The sequence below is a fragment of the Streptomyces sp. NPDC001493 genome, assembly GCF_053597235.1.
Map to the genome: position 1 here is coordinate 157,079 of NZ_JBSFHV010000015.1, position 26,894 is coordinate 183,972.

Annotated in this window: 27 protein-coding genes and 1 CRISPR repeat array; of the genes, 7 read left to right on the forward strand and 20 right to left on the reverse strand. The window is 70.0% G+C overall.

The window, feature by feature from the left end:
• Window positions 1-7 precede the first annotated feature (7 nt).
• From nuoK to ACWCWD_RS22145, 11 genes are read right to left on the reverse strand one after another with little or no spacing between them, the layout of a single operon-like run.
• Window positions 8-307, reverse strand: coding sequence for an NADH-quinone oxidoreductase subunit NuoK (gene nuoK / locus ACWCWD_RS22095; RefSeq protein ID WP_266705390.1), 300 nt, complete (start codon window positions 305-307; stop codon window positions 8-10).
• Entirely contained in the window at window positions 304-1,185 is an 882-nt protein-coding gene (locus ACWCWD_RS22100; RefSeq protein ID WP_450774734.1) for an NADH-quinone oxidoreductase subunit J, read from the reverse strand. Before ACWCWD_RS22100 ends, nuoK begins: the two co-directional genes overlap by 4 nt.
• Window positions 1,182-1,889 carry an NADH-quinone oxidoreductase subunit NuoI gene (gene nuoI / locus ACWCWD_RS22105; protein ID WP_450774736.1) on the reverse strand — a complete coding sequence of 236 codons (708 nt, stop codon included), beginning with the start codon at window positions 1,887-1,889 and terminating at the stop codon, window positions 1,182-1,184. The genes ACWCWD_RS22100 and nuoI overlap by 4 nt, the downstream gene beginning before the upstream one ends.
• Window positions 1,882-3,285 (reverse strand): NADH-quinone oxidoreductase subunit NuoH, encoded by a 1,404-nt coding sequence (nuoH, locus tag ACWCWD_RS22110; protein ID WP_450774738.1) that lies wholly within the window; start codon window positions 3,283-3,285, stop codon window positions 1,882-1,884. The genes nuoI and nuoH overlap by 8 nt, the downstream gene beginning before the upstream one ends.
• Entirely contained in the window at window positions 3,282-5,789 is a 2,508-nt protein-coding gene (locus ACWCWD_RS22115) for an NADH-quinone oxidoreductase subunit G (protein WP_450774740.1), read from the reverse strand. Before ACWCWD_RS22115 ends, nuoH begins: the two co-directional genes overlap by 4 nt.
• The gene (gene nuoF / locus ACWCWD_RS22120; RefSeq protein WP_390959892.1) at window positions 5,786-7,165 is read right to left on the reverse strand and encodes an NADH-quinone oxidoreductase subunit NuoF; all 1,380 of its coding nucleotides are present in this window, start codon (window positions 7,163-7,165) and stop codon (window positions 5,786-5,788) included. The genes ACWCWD_RS22115 and nuoF overlap by 4 nt, the downstream gene beginning before the upstream one ends.
• On the reverse strand, window positions 7,165-7,986 hold the full coding sequence (nuoE, locus tag ACWCWD_RS22125; RefSeq protein WP_450774835.1) for an NADH-quinone oxidoreductase subunit NuoE: 822 nt from the start codon (window positions 7,984-7,986) through the stop codon (window positions 7,165-7,167). Before nuoE ends, nuoF begins: the two co-directional genes overlap by 1 nt.
• A gap of 29 nt (window positions 7,987-8,015) precedes the next feature.
• Window positions 8,016-9,338: an NADH-quinone oxidoreductase subunit D gene (locus tag ACWCWD_RS22130; protein ID WP_450774742.1), complete on the reverse strand. Its 1,323-nt coding sequence runs from the start codon at window positions 9,336-9,338 to the stop codon at window positions 8,016-8,018.
• Entirely contained in the window at window positions 9,338-10,099 is a 762-nt protein-coding gene (locus tag ACWCWD_RS22135; RefSeq protein ID WP_450774744.1) for an NADH-quinone oxidoreductase subunit C, read from the reverse strand. The genes ACWCWD_RS22130 and ACWCWD_RS22135 overlap by 1 nt, the downstream gene beginning before the upstream one ends.
• Window positions 10,096-10,650, reverse strand: coding sequence for a NuoB/complex I 20 kDa subunit family protein (locus ACWCWD_RS22140; RefSeq protein WP_111337185.1), 555 nt, complete (start codon window positions 10,648-10,650; stop codon window positions 10,096-10,098). The genes ACWCWD_RS22135 and ACWCWD_RS22140 overlap by 4 nt, the downstream gene beginning before the upstream one ends.
• A 15-nt stretch (window positions 10,651-10,665) precedes the next feature.
• Window positions 10,666-11,025: an NADH-quinone oxidoreductase subunit A gene (locus ACWCWD_RS22145; RefSeq protein WP_266705409.1), complete on the reverse strand. Its 360-nt coding sequence runs from the start codon at window positions 11,023-11,025 to the stop codon at window positions 10,666-10,668.
• Between the two features lie 1,014 nt (window positions 11,026-12,039).
• Between ACWCWD_RS22145 and ACWCWD_RS22150 the strand changes: the two genes are divergently transcribed.
• On the forward strand, window positions 12,040-12,894 hold the full coding sequence (locus ACWCWD_RS22150) for a C40 family peptidase (protein ID WP_450774746.1): 855 nt from the start codon (window positions 12,040-12,042) through the stop codon (window positions 12,892-12,894).
• A gap of 474 nt (window positions 12,895-13,368) precedes the next feature.
• Window positions 13,369-13,825: direct repeats of the CRISPR family, unit length 29 nt; unit sequence GTGCTCCCCGCGCGTGCGGGGATGGTCCC.
• A 359-nt stretch (window positions 13,826-14,184) separates the two neighbouring features.
• Here the strand turns inward: ACWCWD_RS22150 and ACWCWD_RS22155 are convergent.
• The 3 genes from ACWCWD_RS22155 to ACWCWD_RS22165 form a co-directional block, all read right to left on the reverse strand.
• Window positions 14,185-15,399, reverse strand: a complete 1,215-nt coding sequence (locus ACWCWD_RS22155; protein ID WP_450774748.1) for a lipase family alpha/beta hydrolase — start codon at window positions 15,397-15,399, stop codon at window positions 14,185-14,187.
• A gap of 265 nt (window positions 15,400-15,664) precedes the next feature.
• Entirely contained in the window at window positions 15,665-16,597 is a 933-nt protein-coding gene (locus ACWCWD_RS22160) for an alpha/beta fold hydrolase (protein WP_450774750.1), read from the reverse strand.
• A gap of 221 nt (window positions 16,598-16,818) precedes the next feature.
• A complete protein-coding gene (locus ACWCWD_RS22165) occupies window positions 16,819-17,286 on the reverse strand; it encodes an ATP-binding protein (protein WP_450774752.1) in 468 nt (155 codons plus the stop codon).
• A gap of 255 nt (window positions 17,287-17,541) precedes the next feature.
• Here ACWCWD_RS22165 and ACWCWD_RS22170 point away from each other — a divergent pair, with 255 nt between their 5' ends.
• From ACWCWD_RS22170 to ACWCWD_RS22180, 3 genes are all read left to right on the forward strand, one after another.
• The gene (locus ACWCWD_RS22170) at window positions 17,542-18,390 is read left to right on the forward strand and encodes a helix-turn-helix domain-containing protein (protein WP_450774754.1); all 849 of its coding nucleotides are present in this window, start codon (window positions 17,542-17,544) and stop codon (window positions 18,388-18,390) included.
• A 10-nt stretch (window positions 18,391-18,400) separates the two neighbouring features.
• Window positions 18,401-18,604, forward strand: a complete 204-nt coding sequence (locus ACWCWD_RS22175; RefSeq protein ID WP_450774756.1) for a DUF397 domain-containing protein — start codon at window positions 18,401-18,403, stop codon at window positions 18,602-18,604.
• A gap of 379 nt (window positions 18,605-18,983) precedes the next feature.
• The gene (locus ACWCWD_RS22180) at window positions 18,984-19,277 is read left to right on the forward strand and encodes a hypothetical protein (protein WP_450774758.1); all 294 of its coding nucleotides are present in this window, start codon (window positions 18,984-18,986) and stop codon (window positions 19,275-19,277) included.
• A 95-nt stretch (window positions 19,278-19,372) separates the two neighbouring features.
• On the opposite strand, the gene ACWCWD_RS22185 is transcribed toward ACWCWD_RS22180, so the two are convergent.
• From ACWCWD_RS22185 to ACWCWD_RS22200, 4 genes are all read right to left on the reverse strand, one after another.
• Complete coding sequence (locus tag ACWCWD_RS22185; protein WP_450774760.1) at window positions 19,373-20,068, reverse strand: NUDIX domain-containing protein; 696 nt, start codon at window positions 20,066-20,068, stop codon at window positions 19,373-19,375.
• A gap of 88 nt (window positions 20,069-20,156) precedes the next feature.
• Complete coding sequence (locus ACWCWD_RS22190; protein WP_450774762.1) at window positions 20,157-20,756, reverse strand: dihydrofolate reductase family protein; 600 nt, start codon at window positions 20,754-20,756, stop codon at window positions 20,157-20,159.
• Window positions 20,757-20,945: 189 nt separating this feature from the next.
• Complete coding sequence (locus ACWCWD_RS22195) at window positions 20,946-21,500, reverse strand: hypothetical protein (protein WP_450774764.1); 555 nt, start codon at window positions 21,498-21,500, stop codon at window positions 20,946-20,948.
• Window positions 21,501-21,703: 203 nt separating this feature from the next.
• The gene (locus ACWCWD_RS22200; RefSeq protein ID WP_327176274.1) at window positions 21,704-22,987 is read right to left on the reverse strand and encodes a geranylgeranyl reductase family protein; all 1,284 of its coding nucleotides are present in this window, start codon (window positions 22,985-22,987) and stop codon (window positions 21,704-21,706) included.
• A gap of 97 nt (window positions 22,988-23,084) precedes the next feature.
• Here ACWCWD_RS22200 and ACWCWD_RS22205 point away from each other — a divergent pair, with 97 nt between their 5' ends.
• The gene (locus ACWCWD_RS22205; protein ID WP_450774766.1) at window positions 23,085-23,624 is read left to right on the forward strand and encodes a GNAT family N-acetyltransferase; all 540 of its coding nucleotides are present in this window, start codon (window positions 23,085-23,087) and stop codon (window positions 23,622-23,624) included.
• 119 nt (window positions 23,625-23,743) lie between these two features.
• On the opposite strand, the gene ACWCWD_RS22210 is transcribed toward ACWCWD_RS22205, so the two are convergent.
• Complete coding sequence (locus ACWCWD_RS22210) at window positions 23,744-24,436, reverse strand: demethylmenaquinone methyltransferase (RefSeq protein ID WP_450774768.1); 693 nt, start codon at window positions 24,434-24,436, stop codon at window positions 23,744-23,746.
• Between the two features lie 244 nt (window positions 24,437-24,680).
• On the opposite strand from ACWCWD_RS22210, the gene ACWCWD_RS22215 reads away from it, so the two are divergent.
• The gene (locus ACWCWD_RS22215) at window positions 24,681-25,238 is read left to right on the forward strand and encodes a SigE family RNA polymerase sigma factor (RefSeq protein ID WP_450774770.1); all 558 of its coding nucleotides are present in this window, start codon (window positions 24,681-24,683) and stop codon (window positions 25,236-25,238) included.
• 29 nt (window positions 25,239-25,267) lie between these two features.
• The gene (locus ACWCWD_RS22220; protein ID WP_450774772.1) at window positions 25,268-26,170 is read left to right on the forward strand and encodes a hypothetical protein; all 903 of its coding nucleotides are present in this window, start codon (window positions 25,268-25,270) and stop codon (window positions 26,168-26,170) included.
• 50 nt (window positions 26,171-26,220) lie between these two features.
• Here the strand turns inward: ACWCWD_RS22220 and ACWCWD_RS22225 are convergent, their stop codons facing one another.
• A complete protein-coding gene (locus ACWCWD_RS22225; RefSeq protein WP_450774774.1) occupies window positions 26,221-26,874 on the reverse strand; it encodes an amidohydrolase family protein in 654 nt (217 codons plus the stop codon).
• Between the last annotated feature and the right edge of the window lie 20 nt (window positions 26,875-26,894).

A 26,894-nucleotide genomic window follows, 5' to 3' on the forward strand; every position in this document is an offset into this window, starting at 1 on the left:
CAGCCCCTCACAGCTTCATCAGGCTGGCGTCGTCGACCGAGGCCGAATGGCGGGAGCGGAACAGCGACACGATGATCGCCAGCCCGACGACGACTTCCGCGGCGGCGACGACCATCGTGAAGAACGCGATGATCTGGCCGTCGAGGTTGCCGTGCATGCGGGAGAAGGTGACGAAGGCGAGGTTGCAGGCGTTGAGCATCAGCTCCACGCACATGAACACCACGATCGCGTTCCGCCGGATCAGCACCCCACAGGCACCGATGGTGAACAGCAGGGCTGCCAGGTAGAGGTAGTTGACGGGATTCACTGGGTGTCCTCCCCGTTCCCGGCGCGGTCGGTCGGGCGCCCCGAGGGCCCTGAAGCGCCCCGGGCGGAGAGGGCGGTGGAGCGTCCGAGACGCTCACCGGACCGCTGTTCCAGTGCCTTGAGGTCGGCGAGCGCCTCCTCGGAGACGTCGCGGATCTGGCCGCGGTCGCGCAGGGTGCGCATCACGGTCAGCTCGGACGGGGTGCCGTCGGGCAGCAGACCGGCGATGTCCACGGCGTTGTGCCGGGCGTAGACGCCGGGGGCGGGCAGCGGCGGCAGGTGGTTCGAGCGGACCCGGGCCTCGGACATCTCCCGCTGCGTCTGCGCGCGTTCGGTGCGTTCCTTGTGGGTGAGCACCATCGCCCCGACCGTCGCGGTGATGAGCAGGGCGCCGGTGATCTCGAACGCGAAGACGTACTTGGTGAAGATGAGGTTGGCGAGTCCCTCGACGTTCCCCCCGTGCACGGCGTTGGCGGTGCCGAGGCCGTTGAAGCTGTTCAGGGAGGCGTTGCCGATGCCGGCGACGAGCAGCACCCCGAAGCCGAGACCGCATCCGGCGGCCAGCCAGCGCTGGCCCTTGAGGGTCTCCTTCAGCGAGTCCGCGGCGGTGACGCCGACGAGCATCACGACGAAGAGGAAGAGCATCATGATCGCGCCGGTGTAGACGACGACCTGCACGATGCCGAGGAAGTACGCGCCGTTGGCGAGGTAGAACACCGCCAGCACGATCATGGTCCCGGCGAGCGAGAGCGCGCTGTGCACGGCCCGCTTCATCAGGACGGTGAAGAGGGCGCCGAGCAGGGCGACCGTACCGAGGATCCAGAACTGGACGGCCTCGCCGGTCGAGGTGGTGGAGGCCGCTGCGGCCAGCGCGCTCATGCGCCCGCTCCCCTCTGACCCTGCGAACCGTGTCCGTGCGAACCGTGGCCGTGGCCCGCGTGCGCGTGGTCGTGTTCGTGGGACGCGGCGGCGGCGGCCTCGGAGCCGGGCTCGTCCGCCTTCTCGCCCTTGGTCACCGCCGTCTGGCGCTCGGTGCCGGGGGCGGCCTCGGTCACCAGGCCCCGGTAGTAGTCCTGTTCGTCCATGCCGGGGAAGATCGCGTGCGGGCTGTCGACCATGCCCTCCTCCAGTCCCGCGAGCAGCTCGTCCTTGGTGTAGATGAGGCTGGCGCGGGTGGTGTTGGCGAGCTCGAACTCGTTGGTCATCGTGAGCGCCCGGGTGGGGCACGCCTCGATGCAGAGACCGCAGAGAATGCAGCGCGCGTAGTTGATCTGGTAGACGCGGCCGTACCGTTCGCCCGGGGAGTACCGCTCCTCGTCGGTGTTGTCCGCGCCCTCGACGTAGATGGCGTCGGCCGGACAGGCCCAGGCGCACAGCTCGCAGCCGATGCACTTCTCCAGGCCGTCCGGGTGCCGGTTGAGCTGGTGACGGCCGTGGAAGCGCGGCGCCGTCACCTTCGGCGTCTCCGGGTACTGCTCGGTGAGCCGCTTCTTGAACATGGCCTTGAAGGTCACGCCGAAGCCGGCCACGGGGTTCTGGAACTTGTCGCTCGACGACCCCGAGGGGTCTGGTGCCTCAGACACGGTCGGCCTCCTTTCCGTCACTCACGTTTCCGTCACTCTGAGTATCGGGGCCACCACTGACAACGAGCTCCCGCTCGCGGCGCGGGGTGCGCCGGGGCACGGGCGGCAGGGTCTGTCCGGGCAGCGGCGGTACGGGGAATCCGCCCGCCATCGGGTCGAACTCGGGCGGCGGGCCCGCCTTCGCCTCCTCCTCGCGGCCCTTGCGGTCGCGGAAGGAATCGGCGAGGAAGGAGATCAGCAGCACGGCGATCACGGCACCCGCCACGTACAGCACGATCCTCGAGAAGTCGTACCCCTCGTTGTTCAGGGCGCGCACGGTGGCGACCATCATCAGCCAGACCACGGAGACCGGGATGAGGACCTTCCAGCCGAGCTTCATCAGCTGGTCGTAGCGGACGCGGGGCAGCGAGCCGCGGAGCCAGATGAAGAAGAAGAGGAGCACCTGGACCTTGACGACGAACCAGAGCATCGGCCACCAGCCGTGGTTCGCGCCCTCCCAGAAGGTGCTGATCGGGTACGGGGCCCGCCAGCCGCCCAGGAAGAGGGTCGCGGAGACCGCGGAGACCGTCACCATGTTCACGTACTCGGCGAGCATGAACATCGCGAACTTGATGGAGGAGTACTCGGTGTTGAAGCCGCCGACGAGGTCGCCCTCGGACTCCGGCATGTCGAACGGGGCGCGGTTGGTCTCGCCGACCATGGTGACGATGTAGATGATGAAGGAGACCGGCAGCAGGATGATGAACCAGCGGTCGTGCTGGGCTTCCACGATCTTCGAGGTCGACATCGACCCGGAGTAGAGGAAGACCGAGGCGAACGCGGCGCCCATCGCGATCTCGTAGCTGATCATCTGGGCGCAGGACCGGAGCCCGCCGAGGAGCGGGTAGGTCGAGCCGGAGGACCAGCCGGCGAGGACGATGCCGTAGATGCCGACCGAGGCGACCGCAAGAATGTAGAGCATCGCGATCGGCAGGTCGGTGAGCTGCATCGTCGTACGGTGGCCGAAGATCGACACCTCGTTGCCGGACGGGCCGAACGGGATAACGGCGATCGCCATGAACGCCGGGACGGCCGCGACGATCGGCGCGAGGATGTAGACGACCCGGTCGGCGCGCTTGACGATCAGGTCTTCCTTCAGCATCAGCTTGACGCCGTCGGCGAGCGACTGGAGCAGCCCCCAGGGGCCGTTCCGGTTGGGGCCGATGCGCAGCTGCATCCAGGCGACGACCTTGCGCTCCCAGACGATCGCGAAGAGCACGGTCACCATCAGGAACGCGAAGCAGAAGACCGCCTTGACGACCACCAGCCACCAGGGGTCGGTGCCGAACATCGAGAGGTCCTCGGCGGCCAGCGGGGCACTGCCGGGCGCCGTGGCCAGGTGAGCGAGGCTGTTCACGCTCGCACCTCCGGTGAGTGGGCGGGGGCTGCGGTGGTGGCGGGGCCGATGCGGACCAGGCCGCCGGGGCGGGCGCCGGTCTGCGCGGGGACGCCGCGTCCGGTGGAGTTGAGCGGCACCCAGACCACCCGGTCCGGCATCTCGGTGATCCGCAGCGGGAGTTCGACGCTGCCGGCCGGTCCGGTGACGGCGAGCAGGTCGCCGTCCTTCACCCCGGTCTCGGCCGCGGTGTGCGCCGAGAGCCGGGCGACGGCGGCGTGCCGGGTGCCGGCCAGCGCCTCGTCGCCCTCCTGGAGCCGGCCGAGGTCGAGCAGCATGCGGTGGCCGGCGAGGATCGCCTCGCCGTCGCCGGGCCGGGGCAGCGGGCGTCCGATCTCCCTCGGGACGCTCGCGTGCGAGCCGGTCCAGCCGCCGAGCCGGTCGAGTTCGCGCCGGGCGGAGGCGAGGTCGGGCAGCCCGAGGTGGGTGTCGAGGGCGTCGGCCAGCATGTGCAGCACCCGGCCGTCGGTCGGCGCGAGGGTACGGGTCATCTGCTCGGGCTTCAGCGCCGCCTCGAACATCCGGGCGCGGCCTTCCCAGTTGAGGAAGGTGCCGGACTTCTCGACGACGGCGGCGACCGGCAGCACCACGTCGGCGCGGTCGGTGACCTCGCTGGGCCGCAGCTCCAGCGAGACGAGGAAGCCGACCTGGTCCAGCGCGGCGAGCGCGGCGGCCGGGTCCGGCAGGTCGCGGGGTTCGACGCCCGCGACGAGCAGTGCGCCGAGTTCGCCGGTGGCGGCGGCGCCGAGGATCTGGCTGGTGTCGCGCCCGTGGCGGGCGGGCAGGTCGCCGAGGCCCCAGAGGGCGGCGACCTCCTGGCGGGCGTGCGGGTCGGTGGCCGGGCGGCCGCCGGGCAGCAGGGTCGGCAGGGCCCCGGCTTCCAGCGCCCCGCGTTCCCCGGCCCGGCGCGGAATCCACACCAGGGCGGCGCCGGTGGCGGTGGCGGTGCGCAGGACGGCGGTCAGCGCGCCGGGGACCCCGGCGAGCCGTTCGCCGACGACGATGACGGAGTTCTCGCCGCGCAGCGCTTCGGCGGCGGCCGCTCCGGCCTCGTCGAGTCCGACGCCTCCGGCGAGCGCGTCCAGCCACTCGGTCTCGGTGCCGGGGGCGGCCGGCAGCAGGGTGCCGCCCGCCTTCTCCAGCCCGCGGGTGGCGTGCGAGGCGAGCGCCCAGGTCCGCTGGCCGTGCTTGCGGTGGGCCTTGCGGAGCCGGAGGAAGACGCCGGGCGCCTCCTCCTCGGACTCGAATCCGGCGAGCAGGACCGCCGACGCCTTCTCCAGCGAGGTGTAGGTGACGCCCTCGCCGTCCAGGTCGCGGCCGCGTCCGGCGACGCGGGCGGCCAGGAAGTCGGCCTCCTCGCCGCTGTGGACGCGGGCCCGGAAGTCGATGTCGTTGGTGCCCAGGGCGACCCGCGCGAACTTGCTGTACGCGTACGCGTCCTCGACGGTGAGCCGGCCTCCGGTCAGCACCCCGGCCCGGCCGCGTGCCGCGCCGAGTCCCGCCGCGGCGGCGGCGAGCGCCTCCGGCCAGGACGCGGGTTCGAGGTCGCCGTCGGCGTTGCGGACCAGCGGGGTGGTGAGCCGGTCGCGCTGCTGGGCGTAGCGGAAGCCGAAGCGTCCCTTGTCGCACAGCCACTCTTCGTTGACCTCGGGGTCGTTGGCCGCGAGGCGGCGCATGACCTTGCCGCGCCGGTGGTCGGTGCGGGTGGCGCAGCCGCCCGCGCAGTGTTCGCAGACCGAGGGCGAGGAGACCAGGTCGAAGGGGCGCGACCGGAAGCGGTACGCCGCCGAGGTGAGCGCCCCGACCGGGCAGATCTGGATGGTGTTGCCGGAGAAGTACGACTCGAAGGGGTCGCCCTCGCCGGTGCCGACCTGCTGGAGCGCGCCGCGTTCCAGCAGCTCGATCATGGGGTCGCCGGCCACCTGGTTGGAGAACCGGGTGCAGCGGGCGCAGAGCACGCAGCGTTCGCGGTCCAGCAGCACCTGGGTGGAGATGGGGACGGGCTTCTCGAACGTCCGCTTGCGCCCGTCGAAACGGGATTCGGCGGTGCCGTGCGAGAGCGACTGGTTCTGCAGCGGACACTCGCCGCCCTTGTCGCAGACCGGGCAGTCCAGCGGGTGGTTGATGAGCAGCAGCTCCATCACACCCTTCTGGGCCTTCTCGGCGACGGGCGAGGTGAGCTGCGACTTGACGACCATGCCGTCGGTGCAGGTGATGGTGCAGGAGGCCATCGGCTTGCGCTGGCCCTCCACCTCGACGATGCACTGGCGGCAGGCGCCGGCCGGGTCGAGGAGCGGGTGGTCGCAGAACCGGGGGATCTCGATGCCGAGTTCCTCGGCGGCGCGGATGACGAGGGTCCCCTTGGGGACGCTGGTCTCGATGCCGTCGATGGTCAGCGTGACGAGGTCCTCGGGCGGTACGGCCGCCTGTCCGCCCCCGGAGGGCGCACTCGTGGTGACTGTCATGCGTTCACCCCCCGGTGAGCGTCTTGGTCGTCGGTGTCTTTGTCGTCGGCCCAGAGGGTCGACTTCGCGGGGTCGAAGGGGCAGCCCTTGCCGGTGATGTGCTGCTCGTACTCCTCGCGGAAGTACTTCAGCGAGGAGAAGATCGGCGAGGCGGCACCGTCGCCCAGCGCGCAGAAGGACTTGCCGTTGATGTTGTCGGCGATGTCGTTGAGCTTGTCGAGGTCGCCGGGGCGGCCCTTGCCCGCTTCGATGTCGCGGAGCAACTGGACGAGCCAGTAGGTGCCTTCGCGGCAGGGTGTGCACTTGCCGCAGGACTCGTGGGCGTAGAACTCGGTCCACCGGGTGACGGCCCGCACCACGCAGGTCGTCTCGTCGAAGCACTGGAGCGCCTTGGTGCCGAGCATGGAGCCGGCGGCGCCGACGCCCTCGTAGTCGAGGGGGACGTCGAGGTGTTCGTCGGTGAACATCGGGGTGGACGAGCCGCCCGGGGTCCAGAACTTGAGGCGGTGCCCGGCGCGGATGCCGCCGCTCATGTCGAGCAGCTGGCGCAGCGTGATGCCGAGCGGGGCCTCGTACTGGCCGGGGCTGGTGACGTGGCCGCTGAGCGAGTAGAGCGTGAAGCCCGGGGACTTCTCGCTGCCCATCGACTTGAACCAGTCCTTGCCGCGCTGGAGGATCGCGGGAACCGAGGCGATGGACTCCACGTTGTTCACCACGGTGGGGCAGGCGTACAGACCGGCGACCGCGGGGAAGGGGGGCCGCAGCCGGGGCTGGCCGCGCCGTCCTTCGAGGGAGTCGAGCAGCGCCGTCTCCTCGCCGCAGATGTACGCCCCGGCGCCCGCGTGCACGGTCAGTTCGAGGTCGAGTCCGGGGCCGAGGGCGTCCTTGCCGAGGTAGCCGGCCGCGTACGCCTCGCGGACGGCTTCGTGCAGCCGCCGCAGGACGGGCACGACCTCGCCGCGCAGGTAGATGAAGGCGTGCGAGGAGCGGATCGCGTAGCAGGCGATCACGATGCCCTCGATGAGGCTGTGCGGGTTGGCGAAGAGGAGCGGGATGTCCTTGCAGGTGCCGGGCTCCGACTCGTCGGCGTTGACGACGAGGTAGTGCGGCTTGCCGTCGCCCTGCGGGATGAACTGCCATTTCATCCCGGTGGGGAAGCCGGCGCCGCCGCGTCCGCGCAGACCGGAGTCCTTGACGTACGCGATCAGGTCGTCGGGCGTCATGGCGAGGGCCTTGCGCAGGCCCTCGTACCCGTCGTGGCGGCGGTAGCTCTCCAGCGTCCAGGGTTCCGCTTCGTCCCAGTGGGCGGAGAGGACCGGGGAGAGGAGCTTCTCGGGGCTGGTCCCGTTCCTGTCGATCTCGGCGGCCAAGGTCATCACTCCCCCTCCTCGGCTGCGGGTCCGGCCGGGTTGTCCGGGTCGGAGGCCGATGTCTGCTGCGGTGCGTCGTGCGAGCTGAGGTGCTCGGACGGCGAGGGGTCGTGCGGCCGGCCGGCGGGGACGTCCCGGCGCTGGGAGACGACCCGGTGTCCCGGGGTGGTTTCGCCCTTGGCGAGGCGGAGCCCGACCAGGGAGGCGGGTCCGGCGCCGCCGCTCGCGGCGACCGCGCCGGGGCGCTCGTCGGGGAACCCGGCGAGGATGCGGGCGGTCTCCTTGTACGAGCAGATCGGGGCGCCCCGGGTGGGTTCGACGGTCCGCCCGGCGATGAGGTCGTCGACGAGCTTCGTCGCGCTCTCGGGGGTCTGGTTGTCGAAGAACTCCCAGTTCACCATCACGACGGGCGCGTAGTCGCAGGCCGCGTTGCACTCGATGTGTTCGAGGGTGACCTTGCCGTCGTCGGTGGTCTCGTCGTTGCCGACACCCAGGTGCGTCTTGAGCCGGTCGAAGATGGCGTCGCCGCCCATGACCGCGCAGAGGGTGTTGGTGCAGACACCGACCTGGTAGTCGCCGCTCGGCTTGCGCCGGTACATCGTGTAGAAGGTCGCGACGGCCGTGACCTCCGCCGTGGTGAGCCCGAGGAGTTCGGCGCAGAGGGCCATGCCCGTACGGGAGACGTACCCCTCCTCGGACTGGACGAGGTGGAGCAGCGGCAGCAGCGCGGAGCGGCTGTCGGGGTAGCGGGCGATCACCTCCCGCGCGTCCGTTTCGAGCCGGGCCCGTACGTCGTCGGGGTAGGCGGGGGCGGGGAGCTGCGGCATCCCCAGACTGACCTCTTGATTCGCTGCGGTCACCGGTCGACGCCTCCCATCACGGGGTCGATGGACGCGACGGCGACGATGACGTCGGCGACCTGGCCGCCCTCGCACATCGCCGCCATGGCCTGGAGGTTGGTGAACGACGGGTCGCGGAAGTGGACCCGGTAGGGGCGGGTGCCGCCGTCGGAGACGACGTGCACGCCGAGTTCGCCCTTGGGCGATTCGACGGCGACGTACGCCTGCCCGGCGGGGACCCGGAATCCCTCGGTCACCAGCTTGAAGTGGTGGATCAGGGCCTCCATGGAGGTGCCCATGATCTTCTTGATGTGTTCGAGCGAGTTGCCGAGCCCGTCCGGTCCGAGCGCGAGCTGCGCGGGCCAGGCGATCTTCTTGTCGGCGACCATGACCGGGCCGGGCGCCAGCCGGTCCAGGCACTGCTCGACGATCCGCAGCGACTGACGCATCTCTTCCACACGGATGAGGAAGCGCCCGTAGGAGTCGCAGGTGTCGGCGGTCGGCACGTCGAAGTCGTACGTCTCGTAGCCGCAGTACGGGTCGGTCTTGCGCAGGTCGTGCGGGAGGCCGGCGGACCGCAGGACCGGGCCGGTGGCGCCGAGCGCGACGCAGCCGGCGAGGTCGAGGTAGCCGACGTCCTGCATGCGCGCCTTGAAGATCGGGTTGCCGGTGGCGAGCTTGTCGTACTCCGGCAGGTTCCGCTTCATGGTGGTGACGAAGGAGCGGATCTGGTCGATCGCGCCGGGCGGCAGGTCCTGGGCGAGGCCGCCGGGGCGGACGAACGCGTGGTTCATCCGGAGCCCGGTGATCAGCTCGAAGAGGTCGAGGATCAGTTCACGGTCGCGGAACCCGTAGATCATGATCGTGGTGGAGCCGAGCTCCATGCCGCCGGTGGCGATGCACACGAGGTGCGAGGAGATCCGGTTCAGCTCCATGAGCAGGACGCGGATCACGCTGGCGCGGTCGGGGATCTGGTCCTCGATGCCGAGGAGCTTCTCGACCGCGAGGCAGTACGCCGTCTCGTTGAAGAACGGCGTCAGGTAGTCCATGCGCGTGACGAACGTGGTGCCCTGGGTCCAGTTCCGGAATTCGAGGTTCTTCTCGATGCCGGTGTGGAGGTAGCCGATGCCGCAGCGGGCCTCGGTGACGGTCTCGCCGTCGATCTCCAGGATCAGCCGCAGCACGCCGTGCGTGGACGGGTGCTGGGGCCCCATGTTGACGATGATGCGTTCGTCGTCGGACTTGCCGGCCGCCTCGACGACCTCGTCCCAGTCGCCGCCGGTGACTGTATATACAGTCCCCTCGGTCGTGTCGCGGGGCGTTGCGTGGGAAGTGGTCATCAGGAGTACGACCTCCGCTGGTCCGGAGCCGGGATCTGGGCGCCCTTGTACTCGACGGCGATGCCGCCGAGCGGGTAGTCCTTGCGCTGCGGGAAGCCCTGCCAGTCGTCCGGCATCATGATCCGGGTGAGCGCGGGGTGCCCGTCGAAGACGAGCCCGAAGAAGTCGTACGCCTCGCGCTCGTGCCAGTCGTTGGTCGGGTAGACCGCGACCAGCGAGGGAACGTGCGGGTCGCTGTCGGGCGCGGACACCTCCAGCCGGATCAGCCGGCCGTGGGTGAGGGACCGCAGGTGGTACACGGCGTGCAGCTCGCGGCCCTTGTCGCCGAGGAAGTGGACCCCGCTGACGCCGGTGCAGAGCTCGAAGCGGAGCGCCGGGTCGTCGCGCAGGGTGCGGGCGACGGTCACCAGGTGCTCGCGCGCGATGTGGAAGGTCAGCTCGCCGCGGTCGACCACGGTCCGCTCGATGGCGTTCTCGGGTACGAGCCCCTGCTCGTCCAGGGCGCCTTCGAGCTCGTCGGCCACCTCGTCGAACCAGCCGCCGTACGGGCGGGGGCTCGCGTGCGGCAGCCGAACGGTGCGGACGAGTCCGCCGTAACCGGAGGTGTCGCCGCCGTTGTTGGCGCCGAACATCCCCTTCCGTACGCGGATGACCTCGCCTCCGTCGCCCCGGGGGGTGGGGAGGGCGGCGCCGTTCTGGCCGTTGGCGCTGTTCTGGCCGTCGGCGGCGGCGCCGTTGCCGCCGCTGGGGTTGTCGCTCACCGGAGGAGCCCCTTCATCTCGATCAGGGGGAGCGCCTTGAGGGCCGCCTCCTCCGCCTCGCGGGCGGCTTCCTCCGCGTTGACCCCGAGCTTGGAGCCCTGGATCTTCTGGTGGAGTTTGAGGATGGCGTCCATCAGCATCTCGGGACGCGGCGGGCACCCCGGCAAATAGATATCGACGGGGACAATGTGGTCAACACCCTGAACAATGGCGTAATTGTTGAACATACCGCCCGATGAAGCACAAACCCCCATGGAAATGACCCACTTGGGATTCGGCATCTGGTCGTAGACCTGCCGCAGCACGGGCGCCATCTTCTGGCTGACCCGCCCGGCGACGATCATCAGGTCCGCCTGGCGCGGCGACCCCCGGAAGACCTCCATCCCGAAGCGGGCGAGGTCGTACCGCCCGGCTCCGGTCGTCATCATCTCGATGGCGCAGCAGGCCAGACCGAAGGTGGCGGGGAAGACCGAAGACTTCCGTACCCATCCGGCGGCCTGCTCGACAGTGGTCAGTACGAAGCCACTTGGCAGTTTCTCTTCGAGTCCCATGTGCCCCTCAGCCCCTCAGTCCCATTCCAGGCCGCCGCGCCGCCACACGTACGCGTAGGCGACGAAGACGGTGAGCACGAAGAGCAGCATCTCCACGAGCCCGAACATCCCCAGGGCGTCGAAAGTGACGGCCCAGGGATAGAGGAAGACGATCTCGATGTCGAAGACGATGAAGAGCATCGCCGTCAGGTAGTACTTGATGGGGAAGCGACCGCCTCCGGCGGGAGTCGGAGTGGGTTCGATACCGCACTCGTACGCTTCGAGCTTTGCCCGGTTGTAGCGCTTGGGGCCGATAAGCGTGGCCATGACCACGGAGAAGATCGCAAACCCTGCCCCGAGGGCGCCGAGCACGAGGATGGGCGCGTAGGCATTCACGCTCCTCGCTCCTTCCAGTCGTCCTTGACCGTTGGACCGCATCGGGCGACCGGCTCCCCACCTCACCAAGATCGTGCACATGTGAGGCAGTTCACAAGCCCGACTGCCCCGCATACTATGCCCGCTGTCCTGTGATCTGCGACACGGGGTACACCAACGCCTTTGTGATCTCCACCACCTGACGAACGATCATGAAGTCGGATGAGCGGAGATGTTCACACGAGAAGCGGCCAAGTGATCACGAGTGGTGACATTCGAAGTTGTTACCGCTGGTCAAGGCGGTGGCGCACTATCAACGGATTGCCGCTGCGCGCAAATTGGCGATGGACAGGCACGGGTGATATAGGGATTCGCCGGATTCGATGCCACTCGGACGAGGGATTGCGCGGAACGATGTGGACATCGCACCGCAAGCGCGAACTTCCGGGCGTACGGGGCGCGGAGAGGTGCCGGCCGAGGCCGGGGCGAGGTGACCCGAGGGCGGCCGGAGCCGACGGAAGCCGTCCGGAACCGATCGGGAGTCCGTCGGTGAGCGAGTCTGTGAACGGGGGCACGAGCGCCGGGGCGACCTCCGGGCACTCACGCAGAGAGCGTCGGGGCGACTCCGGCTGAGCGCATGGAAGGTGTCGGGCGGGGGTGCGCACGGACACGCGCCGAGGCTCCCGGGGAGAGCGCGGGGGCACCCGCCGGAACGCGCCCGTCGAGGTCGGGCGTGGACGCGGGGCCCGCGCGCGCGGTTGCCCTTCACAGGTGGCACATACAGTGACCTGCGTCACGTCGTACCTGCCCCGAATCAAGCGGGCTTGGCCACCGGGGTGAACAGATGGTAAGCGACGGGCAATTCGGGCGTATTGCCAAAACCCCGTGATCACAGCGTTATGGATGCGTGTCCAATTTGCCCGTTACGGGGTCAATAAAGGTTCCACGCAAGCGGATTCTCAGATTCCGGACGTAACTGTGGCGCAACACACGTTTCTTGATGGGAGCCATACAGCCCTGATAGCGCTAGTACTCATGTCCCACACCGCTCACATACCCAGCCACCGGAAGCCCCGTCAGCGATCGTCCAGGACGACGCTGCGGGCCGGAGTTGCCGGTGGCGTGCTCAGCACCATCGCGGTCGCAGGCGCTGCCGGCCCCGCGCAGGCCGAGCCGGTGACCCAGACCATCGAGATGCCCACGATCACCGTCGGCCTCTCCACCGCCCTCGACGCCTCCGTACAGGCCACGCAGCAGGTCGCCCTCGACCTCCAGACGCGTGCCTCCGAGGATGCTGCGGCCGAGAGCGCCGCGAAGACGGCGACCAAGGCCAAGGCCGAGGCCGTCCGCAAGGCAGAGGCCAAGAAGAAGGCCGAAGCCGCCGCGAAGGCCAAGGCGGAAGCCGAGGCCAAGGAGGAGGCCGCCGCGCGCGCCTCCCGCAGCGCCGCGCGCACCACGCTCAGCGCCTCCTCCGGCTCCTCCGCCACCGCGACGACCATCGCCGCCTCCTCTTCGTCCTCCTCGTCGAGCGTCTCCGGCTCCGCCGCCGCGGTGGTCGCCTTCGCCAAGGCGCAGATCGGCGACGCGTACGTCTCCGGCGGCACCGGCCCGAACTCGTGGGACTGCTCGGGCCTGGTCCAGGCCGCGTACGCCTCGGTCGGCGTCAGCCTGCCGCGCGTCTCCCAGGACCAGTCGGTGGCCGGTACGCAGGTCTCGCTGGACAGCCTCCAGCCCGGCGACATCCTCTACTGGGGCAGCGCTGGCAGCGCGTACCACGTGGCGATCTACGTGGGCGACGGCCAATTCGTCGGCGCGCAGAACTCCAGCACCGGCACGGTCCAGCGCGACCTGAGCTACGACCAGCCGACGGGCGCGGTGCGGGTTCTCTGACGGGTCGGGTCCGGTCGGGTCGGGTCGGCCCACGGTCGGCTGTCGGCGCTTCGCGTTGGGCCTGGACGTCTCTCGCCGACTGGCTCGGGCTGAGTGCGTTCACTGATTCACAAGCTCGCTCACGGCGGCTCGTCGTCGAGCCGAGCACGGCCAAGGGCCGCCCCTCCCCCGCTCGGGAGGGGCGGCCCTTGGTGCGTTGGGGCCTTGCTGTGTCGGGGGCCCTGCCGTGTTGGGCGGCGGTGGTGTGGAGGCGGATCTGCGGAGGCGGCCGAAGGCGGATCGACGGAGGCGGCGGCGGTGCGGGTGGCCGCTGGGTACGCTCGGGGATCAGGGGCGACGCGGCCCCCCTCTACGGCGAGGTGACGGACCGCGAGGTGCGCCCGAAGCCAAGGAGGCAGAATGCACCAAATGCCGGACTCGGTGAAGTTGGCCTCCAGCGGCCTTCCTGCTTTGTAACGCCGCAGGTCAGGAAGAGTGCTCCCCGCGCGTGCGGGGATGGTCCCAACCTCACCGTCGACGAGCAGCGCGAGGCGTGGTGCTCCCCGCGCGTGCGGGGATGGTCCCCCGGGTGTCGACGTCGATACCGATGCGGACGCGTGCTCCCCGCGCGTGCGGGGATGGTCCCCCTGCTCCCTGAGATGGGCTTCCAACTCAGCCGGTGCTCCCCGCGCGTGCGGGGATGGTCCCTTGGGGAGCAAGTCGTCGACGACTGTGCGGATGTGCTCCCCGCGCGTGCGGGGATGGTCCCTTGACGTTCAGGTATGGCGGGAAGGGCGGGAAGTGCTCCCCGCGCGTGCGGGGATGGTCCCGGGTCGGAGGCCGGCGTGTCGTTGTCGCAGTAGTGCTCCCCGCGCGTGCGGGGATGGTCCCTTCGGGGCGCCCTCGACGATGGCGAGCCCGTCGTGCTCCCCGCGCGTGCGGGGATGGTCCCCCGCTCCAGCTGTCAAAGACGATGCGGGCCCGGTGCTCCCCGCGCGTGCGGGATGGTCCCGAGTGCGTGGCCCCGATCCACACCAGCGCGGCGTGCTCCCCGCGCATGCGGGGGACCAGCCCCGCCAACGCTGCTCTTACAAAGCAGACGTCGGGTGCTCCCCCGCCAGGCCCTTCGTACACAGCACCGCCAAAGCCCCTGCCGGGGGCGGGTCCGCAAGCGAACCCGCCCCCGGGCAGAACCCTGCTGCCCCACCCGCCCACCCCTCCGCTCGGCTGCCAGTCGGGGTGGGCGGTGGCCAGTGAGGCCCGAGTGGGCCAGTGGGCCCGGGCGGGCAAGTGAGGGGCCGGGCGGGGGAACTACTCGGGCAGGCGCTCCAGGAGCCAGCTGCCGAGCTGCTCGGTGATCCGGGTGTGCCCGGTGGTCTCGGACGAGCAGAGGAACTCGTCGAAGTCGCTCTCCTCCGGCGGCAGCCCGTCGACGTTCGCGTAGAGGTCGTCCGGCTGGTCGATGTCGCGGATGGCGACGGCGCTCACCGTCGGGACAAAGCAGATGTCGGGGTGGTTGAGTTCGATCTCGGCGCCGAACTTCTCCAGCATCGCGCCGAGGATGCCGTACGAGTCGAGCGTGCCGCCGGGCGCACCGTCGAGCTCCGGGAAGCCGCTGGTGGTGATGGTCTTCTCGGCCGCCGGGAAGAGCCGCTTCAGTTCGGCGACGACGACCTCGTGGCCTTCGCCCTGGGTGTAGAAGGTGGTGCCGGGGTAGATCAGCCGGCCGACGCTGGCGAGCGCTACCTGGCCCGGGTTGATGGCAGGCCCCTGGCCGTCGCCGCGGCCGTTGGCCACCGCGATCAGGCGGGGGATCTGCGGCCAGAATCCGACCGAGCGGAGCTCCGCGAGGAACTTCTCGCGCTCGGGGGCGACCCCGACGGTCTCGGTCTCCCGGTCGTAGTGGCGCCAGAGCATCTCGCGTGCGGCCGGGCTGTCCATCTGCTGGGCGAACTTGTTGGCCAGCGGGATGAAGTAGGAGAAGGCCTGGAGCCCGATGGGGATGACGGCGCCCCGGTGCGGGCTGTCGTAGGAGAAGTAGAGGGCCGTCTGGTGGTCGATGCCCTGGCCCTCCAGCTTGGCGAGGACGTAGCGGCTGATGATCCCGCCCATGCTGAAGCCGCCCACGGTCAGCGGGGCGTTCCCTTCCCGCTCGGCGATGGTGCGCTGGATCGCGGCGGTGACGGTCTTGGCGTTGTCGAGGAGGGAGGCGCTGCGCTCGTCGTAGCCGATGAGGACGACGTCCCGGCCGGACCGGCGGATCTCCGTGAGGAGGGAGTACTCGCCTCCGTCCAGGCCGAGGAAGAGCTTCTCCAGGTCGGACGGCCCGAGGTTGAACCCGTCGGCCAGGAGGACCGGCCTCCGGATGCCGCCGTTGTTCTCGCCGTAGAAGACGTGGGCGAAGCCGTTCGGGAGTTCCCATTCCTCGTCGGGCCGGGGCGCCGGGCCCGTGGTCTGCGCCTCGAAGTGGGCCGTCCCGCCGACCGCGAACTCACCGACACCTTGCTCAGCCTGCTGACCGGACAATGTGATGCTCCTCCGTCTGCGCACGCCCCAGCGGCCCGCCGGAACGGCGGGCACGGAAACTGAGGGACGTCACCGAGACAGGGCACATCATGATCAGGCCCTGAACCCCCGGGCGAGAGGATGCGTCCCGGTTCATCCCTATAGGGGACGTGGGACGTGCAGGTTTACCGGCCCCTGCGCCCCCGTCCGACCGGCCCCGCGCACCCACCCCACCGGCCCGCGCGCACCCGCCCGACCAGCCCGTGCGCACCCGCACGCGGCAGGGTCAGCCCTGCGCCGACACCATCTTCTCGATCTGCTCCACCACGAAGTCGGGCCGGTCCTTCGGGACGTCGTGCGAGCTGCCGGTCGCGGTGACGAGCGTCCGGTTCGGCGCCTGCTGGACGAACGTCGCGGCGGCGTCGCGCCAGCGCTGGGCGTCCTCGGGCGACCTGTCGAAGGGGGTCTTCTCCGACACGATGACGTCTGCGGGGACGCTGTCCGGCCAGGACATCTTGTTGTACGCCTGGTGCGCCGGGGTGAAGTTCTCGGCGGTCTCGATCAGTTGACGGTTCGCGGGCTTGGTGGGGTCCTTCTTCGCGGCGTCCACCTCCGGCTGGCTCGCGGCGACGAGCCGGGCGATCTCCTCGTCCGTGAAGAACGGGGGCAGGTTGGCGTCAACGAGTACGGAGGCGGAGACCATCTTCGGGTTCTCCTTGGTGAAGTACGTCGCGACCTCGCCGGCCTGCGAGTGGGACACCAGGATCACGTCCTTGGTGACCCCCAGCTCGGTGAGCCCCGTCTTCAGGTCGCTGACGGCGCCCTCCACGTCCCACGGCCCGGGCACCACCTCGCTCTGACCGAGGCCGGCCCGGTCGTACGTGATGACCGTCGCACCGGTGTCCGCGTGGAGCCGGGGAGCGATGTCCTTCCAGTACGAGGAGTCCTCCCCGCCGCCCGAGTCGAGGACGATGGCCGGGCCGTGCCCCGCGGTGATGTGGAACGCGACGCGGTGGCCGTCGCTGTCGACCATGCGCAGCTTCGACGCGTCCGCCTGAGCCGTCCCCGCGGACTTGGACGCGGTCGCCTTCGGGCTCGCCTTCGGAGCAGCGGAATCCTCCTGGCCGCAGGCCGTGACGATCCCGCCGGTCACCGCCAGGAGGGCTACGGCGGACAGTGCGCGGCGGGTACGTCGGTGGGGCGGGCGGATGTGTGACATGGGTGGTCCTCGGTGCCTGGTCTGGATTGCCATCGGATGTCATTCATCCTCCGGCGGTGACCGTCCCGGGAACATCCGGTTGGCACGCCGATCGGTGGTGCTGCTGGGGCCAGCGAGCGGGGTGGGGATATCCCCAGGAACGGCCCGTTCGGACGGGCCGCCGACCACCGGCAGCCCGCTCGACGGCCCCCGCCGGTCCAGTACGGCCACGGCGGCATGGGCTACGGGGCGGGCTCCGGTACGGGTGCCGTCAACACGAACCAGACCGTCTTCGTCTGCCGCGTCCCCCGCCCCTGCACGGTGGCTCCCCAGCGCACGGCCAGCCGGTCCACGATGAGCAGCCCCCGGCCGCTCTCCGCGCCGGGTCCCGGAGCGGAGAGCGGCAACGGGTCCGGCTGGTCGTCGGTCACGTGGACCCTGATCTGGTGCGGGGCGATCGCCACGTCCACGCGGATCAGCCGTGACCGCGTGTGGCAGTACACGTTGCCCACCACCTCGCTCACGCACAACCGGGCGTCGTCAACCAGCCCGGGATGCCCGGTCATCCGTAGGAGTGTGGCGACGAAGTCCCGTACCAGCTTGGGGGCGTGGGCGTTGTTCGGCGCCACCACCCGGTAGCGGTCGCCGCGTCGCGGCAGTGGCGATCCCACGGGCGGAGCGGACGGGGGCGGGGTCGTTACGACGGCCATGACGAGTTCTCCCTACGCGAGCAATTCTCCGGGACCGAGCCGACAAGGCTGACGCCGTGGCAATGGCCGCGCCAGGATCCTCAATAGGGCTGCGCGCAGCTGCACTTCGACATGACCAACGCCGACTTCCAGCAATCCGGACGCTAGGGCACAACGATGGGACGGCACAACATTGGGACTCCCGTAACACCCATACGAGTGGACCGGCGGCAGGGAGGCGCGGCACACTCGTAGCCGCACCAAGGGGAGGACCCAATGCCGCCACGGAGCTACCCGACCGCCCGCCAGAGGCGGTTGGGCGCAGAGCTACGCAAGTTGCGCGAGAGGGCTGGCCTGTCAGGGAGTCAGGCCGCCGCCTATCTCGGCGGCGAGCGCGCCCAGATCAGCCACATCGAATCAGGTCGATATGGAGTGAGCGACGAGCGCGTGCGCCGGCTCGCCGCTCACTATTCATCCACCGATAAGCACCTCATCGACGCGCTCGCAAGCATGGCCGAGGAGCGACCCAAGGGATGGTGGGACGAGTATCGCGGAATACTCTCGCCAGGATTCCTGGATCTCGCCGAGCTCGAATACAAGGCAACACACCTCCGCGCGATCCAGATGCTCACGATCCCTGGAATCTTCCAGACCGAGTCGTATGCGCGCGACCTCATCCGCAGCGGAATCTCAGACCTGCCTGCCGCTGAGCTGAACGCGAGAGTCGAACACCGCACCCGACGACGCGACATCTTCGACCGCCCCGCACCCACCCCCTTCGAGGCGTTCATCCACGAGGCGGCCCTGCGCATGCAGTACTGCGACGCTGCGGCGATGCAGGAGCAACTCGCCTTCCTCTGCACAGTCTCATCGTGGCCGTCCGTAACGATTCGCGTCATCCCGTTCAGCGCGCGGATCACCGGCTCGGTGCACTCGATGCTCTACGCCGGTGCAGCCATCCCCGCCCTGGACACGGTTCAGCTGGACAGCGCGTTCGATGCCGGGTTCCTGGACGCCGAGGCGCAACTCGCACGTTATCGAGCGCTTCTTGACTCCATCGAGTCGATCTCACTCAGCACCGAGAAGTCGACAGAATTCATCCAACACATCGCACAGGAAATGTGAGCCCATCGGCATGACCGACGCAATCAAGTGGCAGAAATCCTCCTTCTCAGGGGCCGATGACAACCAAAGCTGTATCGAGCTGGCACCCGTTGACGGATCGATCAGAGTGCGCGAGAGCGACGAACCCGAAGTCGTCGTCACAACGAGCGTCACCAAACTGCGCGCATTCATCCTCGGCGTCAAAGCGGGCGAGTTCGACCACCTGATCCGATAGTGCACGATCCCCCTGTCTGCGACCTCAGGCAGGGGGCAGCCCGCCAGATCGGCCCAACATTGGGACGTCCCACGGTTGCACCCAACGGCGCAGTGACGCTACCGTCACCGTACGTCGCACCCGGTCGCCGAACCGCACTCCGTTCGGCGCCGGGCCGACCCGAAATGCCCTGCCCGCATGTTGGTTGACGGTCAGGGCTTCCCTGACCGCTCTTCGCCCCCGGCGTCAGCCAAGCAGCCCAGGGGAAGGGCAGCCCGACGCCGCGATCGGACGGTCCACCATGCGCACCTCGCTCCGAACAACCTCCAGCCCCGCCGAGGCACACCGGCACACCGGATTACCTTTCGAAGTGCTCTGTTACGGGCCCGCGAGCGGATTCGTGCCCGAGCCGGTGGACCTCCGCGTGCTGCCGGAACCGCTGGACGCCATCCGCGTCATCCGCAGCCAGCTCCGCGCGAGCCACGTCCTCGGCCTGCCGCCGCACGAGGCCGACAGGGCGCGCCGGTGGGCGGATCACGGCGGCTGGATCCCCGCTCTCGGCGCGCTGCACCGGGGCGAGCCCTGCGGGTTCGTACTCAGGCTCCGCAAGGGCCGCCACCTGGAGTGGAACGTGCGCCCGTTGACGTACGTACTGCTGTCGCACGCGGGGTGCGACGCGCACCGCGCCCCGTGACCGGCCACCCGCGACCGGCCACCCGCGACCGGCCACCCGTGACCAGCCCGCCGACCTACCCCGCCGACCGGCCCCGACTGGCCACCACTCCCTGACTACCAGGTACAGGGCTTCCCCAAGTCCTTGACACTGTCTGCTAGTTCAACCGGAACTATGGGCCAGCCGGCGTGCTGCCAGTGGGCGATGCGCCAGCTCAGCCGCCGGGGCCAGAGCGCGGTCCCGGGCAGGTCGGCGACGGGCCTCCACACGGGCCGGCCGCCGTAGTTGTCGAGTTGGTCCTCGGCGCCGACCTCCCCCTCGGCGTGTACGAGGAAGTAGTGCTGCCGGGTCCCCTCCTTCCAGACCCGGGCCACCTCCCCCGCCACGCTCCCGTCGAGAGCGGTCTCCTCCCGCAACTCCCGAACCACCGCCTCGTGCAGGGTCTCCCCCGCCTCCACACCGCCGCCGGGGATCTCGTACCAGGTGTAGCGGCGGTCGGACTGCCGGATGAGGAGAATCTGTCCGTCGCGGATCACGATCGCTCCGGCTCGTACGCGCTTCGGCACGGCGGTGGTCGGGTCCGCCCATCGCGCCGGGCCGTTCTTCGGGCCGCCGACCGCCCAGTCGCGGAGTACCGCCTCCGCCGTACCGACCGGCCGGATGCGCACGTGCAGCGCCTCCGCGAGGGTGAGGGCCCGGCGGCGGCTCTCGTCCACCGGTTCCCCGGCGCGGGGCAGGTGGTAGAGGCCTTCCTCCGTCGGATCGCTCGTCAGCACCAGGGCATCGTCGTCGTACCGCACGTCAGCTCTCATGGACCCGATGGTGTGCGGCACCCGGACGCGGCGCAAGGCATTACCCGGCCGAGGTCACCACACTCGACCAGGCGTTCGTACGAGTCGATCAGGCATGCGTGGCGGCCGGGCGGTAGGTGCACACGTTCACCCCGGCGGGGCTGGTGACCGTCGAGACCAGTTCCAGAGCGCGCAGGCCGCCGTCCGCCGGGAAGATCGTCTTACCGCCGCCGAGCAGCACCGGCATGATCATCAGCCGCAGCTCGTCGACCAGGCCCTCGCTCAGGAGGGTCCGGGCGAGGGTGGGACTGCCCATGACCGCCAGATCGCCGCCTCCGGCCTCGCGCAGGGCGCGGATGCGGCCGACCGCGTCGCCGCCCGGGATGAGCGTGGTGTTCGCCCACACCAGGTCCTGGGCGGAGAGCGTCCCCGACACCACGTACTTCTCGATGGTGTTCATCCGGTCGGCGAACGGGTCGCCCGCCCGGTCCGGCCACGCCCCGGCCATCGTCCGCCAGGTACGGCGCCCGAAGAGCAGCGCGTCTGCCTTGGCCAGGACGTCGTCGAAGGTCCCTCCCACGATCTCCGGGTCGAAGTACGGGTGCGACCAGCCGCCGTGCGCGAACCCGCCGTCCGTGTCCTCCTCCGGACCGCCCGGCGCCTGCACGACGCCGTCGAGGCTGATGAATTCACTGATGACGATGCGCACGGGCTCGCTCCCTGGTCTTCCGACCGGTCTTGCGCCGGTCTTCCGTCGTCCACTCGCGGTGTACGTAAGAAGACAGTCGGCGCAACGAGAACTCATCGCGGCACGCCGGGCGTACGACGATCGGGCCTGATCGGGCCGCTCGTCGATCCACCTGCGTAACCGTTCGCCGGTGGCCGGGCTTGCCTCACCTCAATGTTCGGGCGCGCCCGTGACGCCGAGGTCCTGCCGCATGGCAACCAGCATCTCGCCCATGACGTCCCACAGCCGGAGCAGGAAGGCATGCGCCTCCTGCCAGTCTTCAGGCGTGTAGGAGCTCCCGCCCCGCAGGGCATCCATCATTTTCCGCGCTTCGGCGAGGGCGACACGCACCGCACGCGAGGGGCCCAGGACCGAATCGGGCACCAGCATCTGCGCCTCGGCGTATGTGCTCTGGAACTCCGCCCGCACCCCCTCCGTCGGATCGTCGGACTCGAGCAGCGTCCCGGCCTGTATGGCGCGAAGTTCGTCCATCATCTGCAACCGATAGCGGCGCGCGACGGAGTTGAGAGCCACGTATATCGTGCGTCTGCGCTCCACATTCTCCTTGGCGTCTTCCACCTGCCGGTTGACCTTGTCGGCGCTCTGTTGGAACTCGAACTCCTGCCGACGCGTACGTGCACTCACCCAGGCTGTGGTGACCGGGGCGAGGAGCGTGCCCAACACACCGACGACAGCCACCAGCAGAGCGACAACCCCTGTGCTCATGTCTCCCCCAGAACACGCTCCCGTTGACTGCCTTCTCCGGCCCCATCCTCGCCACGACCAGCCGTGTACACAACAAGGAGGGTGTCGACGACCCGGTCCTGAGCACGAAGGCCCCTGTGGCGGCACATCCGCCAACCCCGGAGCCGTCCGTCACTCCCGTCACTCACCACGGGACACGAGCGCCCGAGCGCCCACCCCCCGCCTCAGGCCTTCGGTGCCACCTTCGACAGCCCGTTGATGATGCGGTCCATCGCGTCGCCGCCCGTCGGGTCGGTGAGGTTGGCCAGCATCTTCAGGGTGAACTTCATCAGCAGCGGGTGGGTGAGGCCGCGCTGCGTGGCGATCTTCATGATCTTCGGGTTGCCGATGATCTTCACGAACGCGCGGCCCAGCGTGTAGTAGCCGCCGTAGGTGTCCTTGAGGATCTTCGGGTAGTTGTGCAGCGCCAGTTCGCGCTGGGCCGGAGTCGCGCGGGCGGTGGCCTGCACGATGACGTCGGCGGCGATCTGGCCGGACTCCATGGCGTACGCGATGCCCTCGCCGTTGAACGGGTTGACGAGACCGCCCGCGTCACCGACGAGCAGCAGGCCCTTGGTGTAGTGCGGCTGGCGGTTGAAGGCCATCGGGAGGGCGGCGCCGCGGATGGGCGTCGTCATGTTCTCCGGGGTGTAGCCCCAGTCCGCCGGCATCGACGCGCACCAGGCCTTGAGGACCTCGCGCCAGTCCAGCTCCCGGAACGCGGAGGAGGAGTTGAGGATGCCGAGGCCGACGTTGGAGGTGCCGTCGCCCATGCCGAAGATCCAGCCGTACCCGGGGAGCAGGCGGTCCTGCGGGCCGCGCCGGTCCCAGAGTTCGAGCCAGGACTCCAGGTAGTCGTCGTCGTGGCGCGGCGAGGTGAAGTACGTACGGACCGCGACGCCCATCGGGCGGTCCTCGCGGCGGTGCAGGCCCATGGCGAGGGAGAGCCGGGTGGAGTTGCCGTCGGCGGCGACGACCAGCGGGGCGTGGAAGGTGACCGGGGTCTTCTCCTCGCCGAGCTTGGCGTTGACGCCGGTGATGCGGCCGGTGCGCTCGTCGATGATCGGGGCGCCGACGTTGGCGCGCTCGTAGAGTCGCGCGCCGGCCTTCTGCGCCTGCCGGGCGAGCTGCTCGTCGAAGTCGTCGCGCTTGCGCACGAGGCCGTAGTCCGGGTACGAGGCGAGGTCGGGCCAGTCGAGCTGGAGGCGGACGCCGCCACCGATGATGCGGAGGCCCTTGTTCCGCGACCAGCCGGCCTCTTCGGAGATGTCGATGCCCATGGAGACCAACTGCTTGGTCGCGCGGGGGGTGAGACCGTCGCCGCAGACCTTCTCCCTGGGGAACGCGGTCTTCTCCAGCAGCAGGACGTCGAGCCCGGCCTTGGCGAGGTAGTACGCGGTCGTGGAGCCGGCTGGGCCCGCTCCGACGACAATCACGTCCGCGCTGTGTTCGGAGAGGGGCTCGGTCACGGTCGGATCTCCCGAAGACTCGAAATCGCGTGCCGCGGGGCACCGGTCCCATGCAGTCTATGGGGACCGGCAGATCAACTTACCGAAGGGCTCCCCGATGACGATCGCGCCTTCCTCCCACCCGGCGGTCCGCCTGCGGGTCCCCACCGACGAGGACACCCTGAGCTGGTACCGGGTCTTCGACGACCCGGAGGTGATGGAGTTCCACGGCGGCCGGAGCGCGGAGTTCTCGGTGTACGAGGAGTTGACCGCGCGCCAGCGCCGGCACGATGCCGAACTCGGCTTCTGTCTCTGGACGGTGACCGACGAGGCCGGCGAAGTCCTGGGATTCACCGGCGCGCAGCCATGGCCGCACCCCAGCTTCGGGCCGGTCGGAGCGATCGAGATCGGCTGGCGGCTGGGACGCACCGCCTGGGGCCACGGCTACGCGACCACCGCGGCCCGCACCACGCTGGAACGCGTACGGGCGGCGGGCGTCACCGAGGTCGTGGCGATGATCGACTCGCGCAACCGCCGCTCGGTCGCGGTCGCCGAGCGGCTCGGGATGCACCACGCCGAGTCGTACGAGATCACCACCGGGGTCCCGCGTACGGCGCTCTGCTACCGGCTGGAGCTGGGGAGCGCGCCAGGAGCATGACCGCCTGACGGAAATCCCACTCGGCACCCGGACACTCGGCACCCGGAACCACCCGCCGCACGCGCGGGGGTGCGTCCGGGTGCCGCCCGTTTCCGTGAACGTACCGGCGTCCGCGGCACTCAGGCGCGTACGCCCCGGTGCAGCGCGACCACGCCGCCGGTGAGGTTGCGCCACGCGACGCTCGACCAGCCGGCCTTCTGCAGCAGGGTCGCGAGTCCGACCTGGTCGGGCCAGGCGCGGATGGACTCGGCGAGGTAGACGTACGCGTCCGGGTTGCTGCTCACCGCGGTGGCGAGGGGCGGCAGCGCCTTCATCAGGTACTCCATGTACACCGTGCGGAACGGCGTCCAGGTGGGCTGCGAGAACTCGCAGATCACGACCCGGCCGCCGGGCTTGGTGACCCGGTACAGCTCGCTCAGGGCGGCGGCGGTGTCCTGGATGTTGCGGAGCCCGAAGGAGATGGTGACCGCGTCGAAGGTCTCGTCCTTGAACGGGAGCTTCGTCCCGTCGCCCGCCGTGAACGGCATCCAGGGGTGGCGCTCCTTGCCCACCTTCAGCATGCCGATCGAGAAGTCGCAGGGCACGACGTAGGCGCCGGCCTGCGCGAAGGGCTGCGAGGAGGTGGCCGTACCGGCGGCCAGGTCCAGGATCTTCTGCCCCGGGCGCGCGTCGACCGCCTTGGCGACCTCCTTGCGCCAGAGCCGGGCCTGTCCGAGCGAGAGCACGTCGTTGGTCAGGTCGTACCGTCGCGCCACGTCGTCGAACATCGAGGCGACTTCGTGCGGCTGCTTTTCCAGGGATGCTCGGGTCACCCTCCCATTCAAGCAGCCCGCTCCCCGCGACCCGACGGCGGCGCTGCCCGGTCGCCGCACCTCCGTGCGGGAGCGCCCGGAATCTCCGTGCGCGGCGCCCGGAACGTTCATGGGCGGCGCACGGAAACGCCGTGGGCGGTGCCGGGAAACTGCGTGAAATTCGTCCTCAACCTTTCGGCTGCGGGAGCACTCAAGAAGGGGTGAAGAACGACAGAGGTGAAGACGACAGAGACGAGGGGGAAAGATGAGCACATCACGAGGCCGGGACTCCACACCCGTTCCCGACCGCACCCGTACACCGGCGCAGGGCTTAGCGGTCCAGGATTTCGAGGAGTTCGCGCGAGCCGCCCAGCGCGGGCTGTACCGCACGGCCTATCTCCTCTGCGGTGACGCGGAGGCAGCCCGGGACCTGACACAGACCACGCTGGCGAAGCTGTTCCAGCACTGGCGTCGGGTGGTCGCGGCCGAGCATCCGCACGCGTACGCCCGCACGGTCCTCACCCGCACCTACCTCGCGGAGCGGCGTCGCCGTCTCCGCGATCTGATCGCCCACTCGCGCGCTGACCCGGCCCCTTCTCCCGTGAGGCCCGAGCTGACGGTGACGCTGCTCTCCGCGCTCTCCGAACTGCCGCCGCGCGCCCGGGCGATGGTCGTCCTGCGGTACTGGGAGGACCTGAGCGTCGCGACGGTCTCCCGGCTGATGCGGTGCAGCGAATCCACGGTCAAGAGCCAGTGTTCGCGCTCGCTGGCCCGGCTGCGGACGCGGCTCGGCGACGCCCACCTCTATTCCCACCAGGCATGAGACGCACGAACACGAAGAGGAGTACGACCATGCTGACCGACCCCACGGACTTTGAACGGGAGACGAGCGCGGCGCTGCTCAGGGCCGCCATGGAGCGCACCTCCGATCAGGCCCAGCTTCCTGAGGATCTGGTGGCCGGTGCGGTGGCCCAGGGACGCCGGCGCCGTGCCCGCGCCCAGGTCGTCATGGGCGCGGGGGTGACCGCAGCAGTGGCGCTGGGGATCTTCGCGGTGACGGCCCCCTGGTCGAGCGGCGCCCCCGCCCAGGCCACAGGGGTGGGCTCCGCATCGGATGCCGGTCAGACCTCCGGCCCGGCATCAGGTCCGGCATCAGGTCCGACGTCAGGTCCGGGCTCGGACCCCTCCGCCGGGTACCGCACGCCCGTGCACGTGGTGCCCTCGCCCGGCGAGTCCTCGATGGCGGACCTGTCGGCCGCCGAGCGGAAGCGGCAGGAGAGGTTCCAGCAGACCGCCGCGAACACGATCGATCTTCTGCTCCCCGGCACCGGGACGATCCGGCCGGTGGACCTCAGGGTCGATCAGTATCAACTGGCGGACGGCACCGCCGCCTTCCCGCTCACCTTCTCCGTGCGACCCGCGAAGGAGGCCGAGGACCGCCACGCGGCGGCGTGTGTGAACGACCCGGCGAAGCACTCCACCTGCCAGGAGGTCGTATTGCCCGGTGGCATACACGCGACGGCCCGGACAGCGGCCATGAACAGCGCCACCACGACGGGCGTCAGCGTCGAATTCCGTTACGCCGGCAGCCTGGTCGGGCTCAGCATCTCGCCGGACGACCTCCACGCAGCCTCCGCTCCGGTCACGGTGGAGCAGTTGACCGCGATCGCCGGCGACGCCGACTTCCTGCGGCTGGTGGCGTACGCCGACGAGCACCCCATGGAGGAGGAAGGGACCACCGTCGTCGGCGGCTGACACCGTCGTCGGTGGCTGGCACAGCCAGGTGCGGCCCCGGGGCCGTACCGTCAGCGCCGCCGGTGGACCATCCGTCCGCCGAGGACGGTGACGACACAACAGGCCGCACCCACCCCGAGGAGGGTCTCCTCGTCGGGGGCGTCGAAGACCGCGAAGTCCGCGGCCCGGTTCTCGGCGTCGAGCGCCGGAGCGGCAAACGTCTCGGCTGCCGTACGACGCCACGCGAGCGGGTCCAGCGAGGGCCGCGTGCCGGTCTCCTCGGCCGGGGCCCCGCCGAGGATGCGCATCCCCGACCGCTGCACCGCGTCCGCCACCGCGGGCCGGCTGAGCGGTCCCACCACGGCGACGGTGCCGTGGGCGAGCATCCGCTGCACCCCGCGCCGCGCACTCGCGCCCCACCGGCTGTCGTCCATGTCCACGCCGCCCAGCGCCGCGCCGGTCAGGGGCTCGGTGCCGAGGACGTCCGACTCCTGGGGGTCGGGGTGGTAGGCCCGTTCCAGCAGCGCGCTGCCCTGCGGCTGGACGAGCCCGGGCGTCAGCAGCCCCGGCCAACGGCGTACCCGGGCCGTCGGATGCCCGGCGGCGAGGTCCTCGTACGGGCCGACGGCCGCGAGTGCTCCGTCCCTGACGAGCACCGCACCACCGGCGACCGCCCGCCGCCCGGGGCCGGGCAGCAGCAGATCGGCGGCATGAATCGTCAGCACGGTGAGCACCTGGCCCGGAG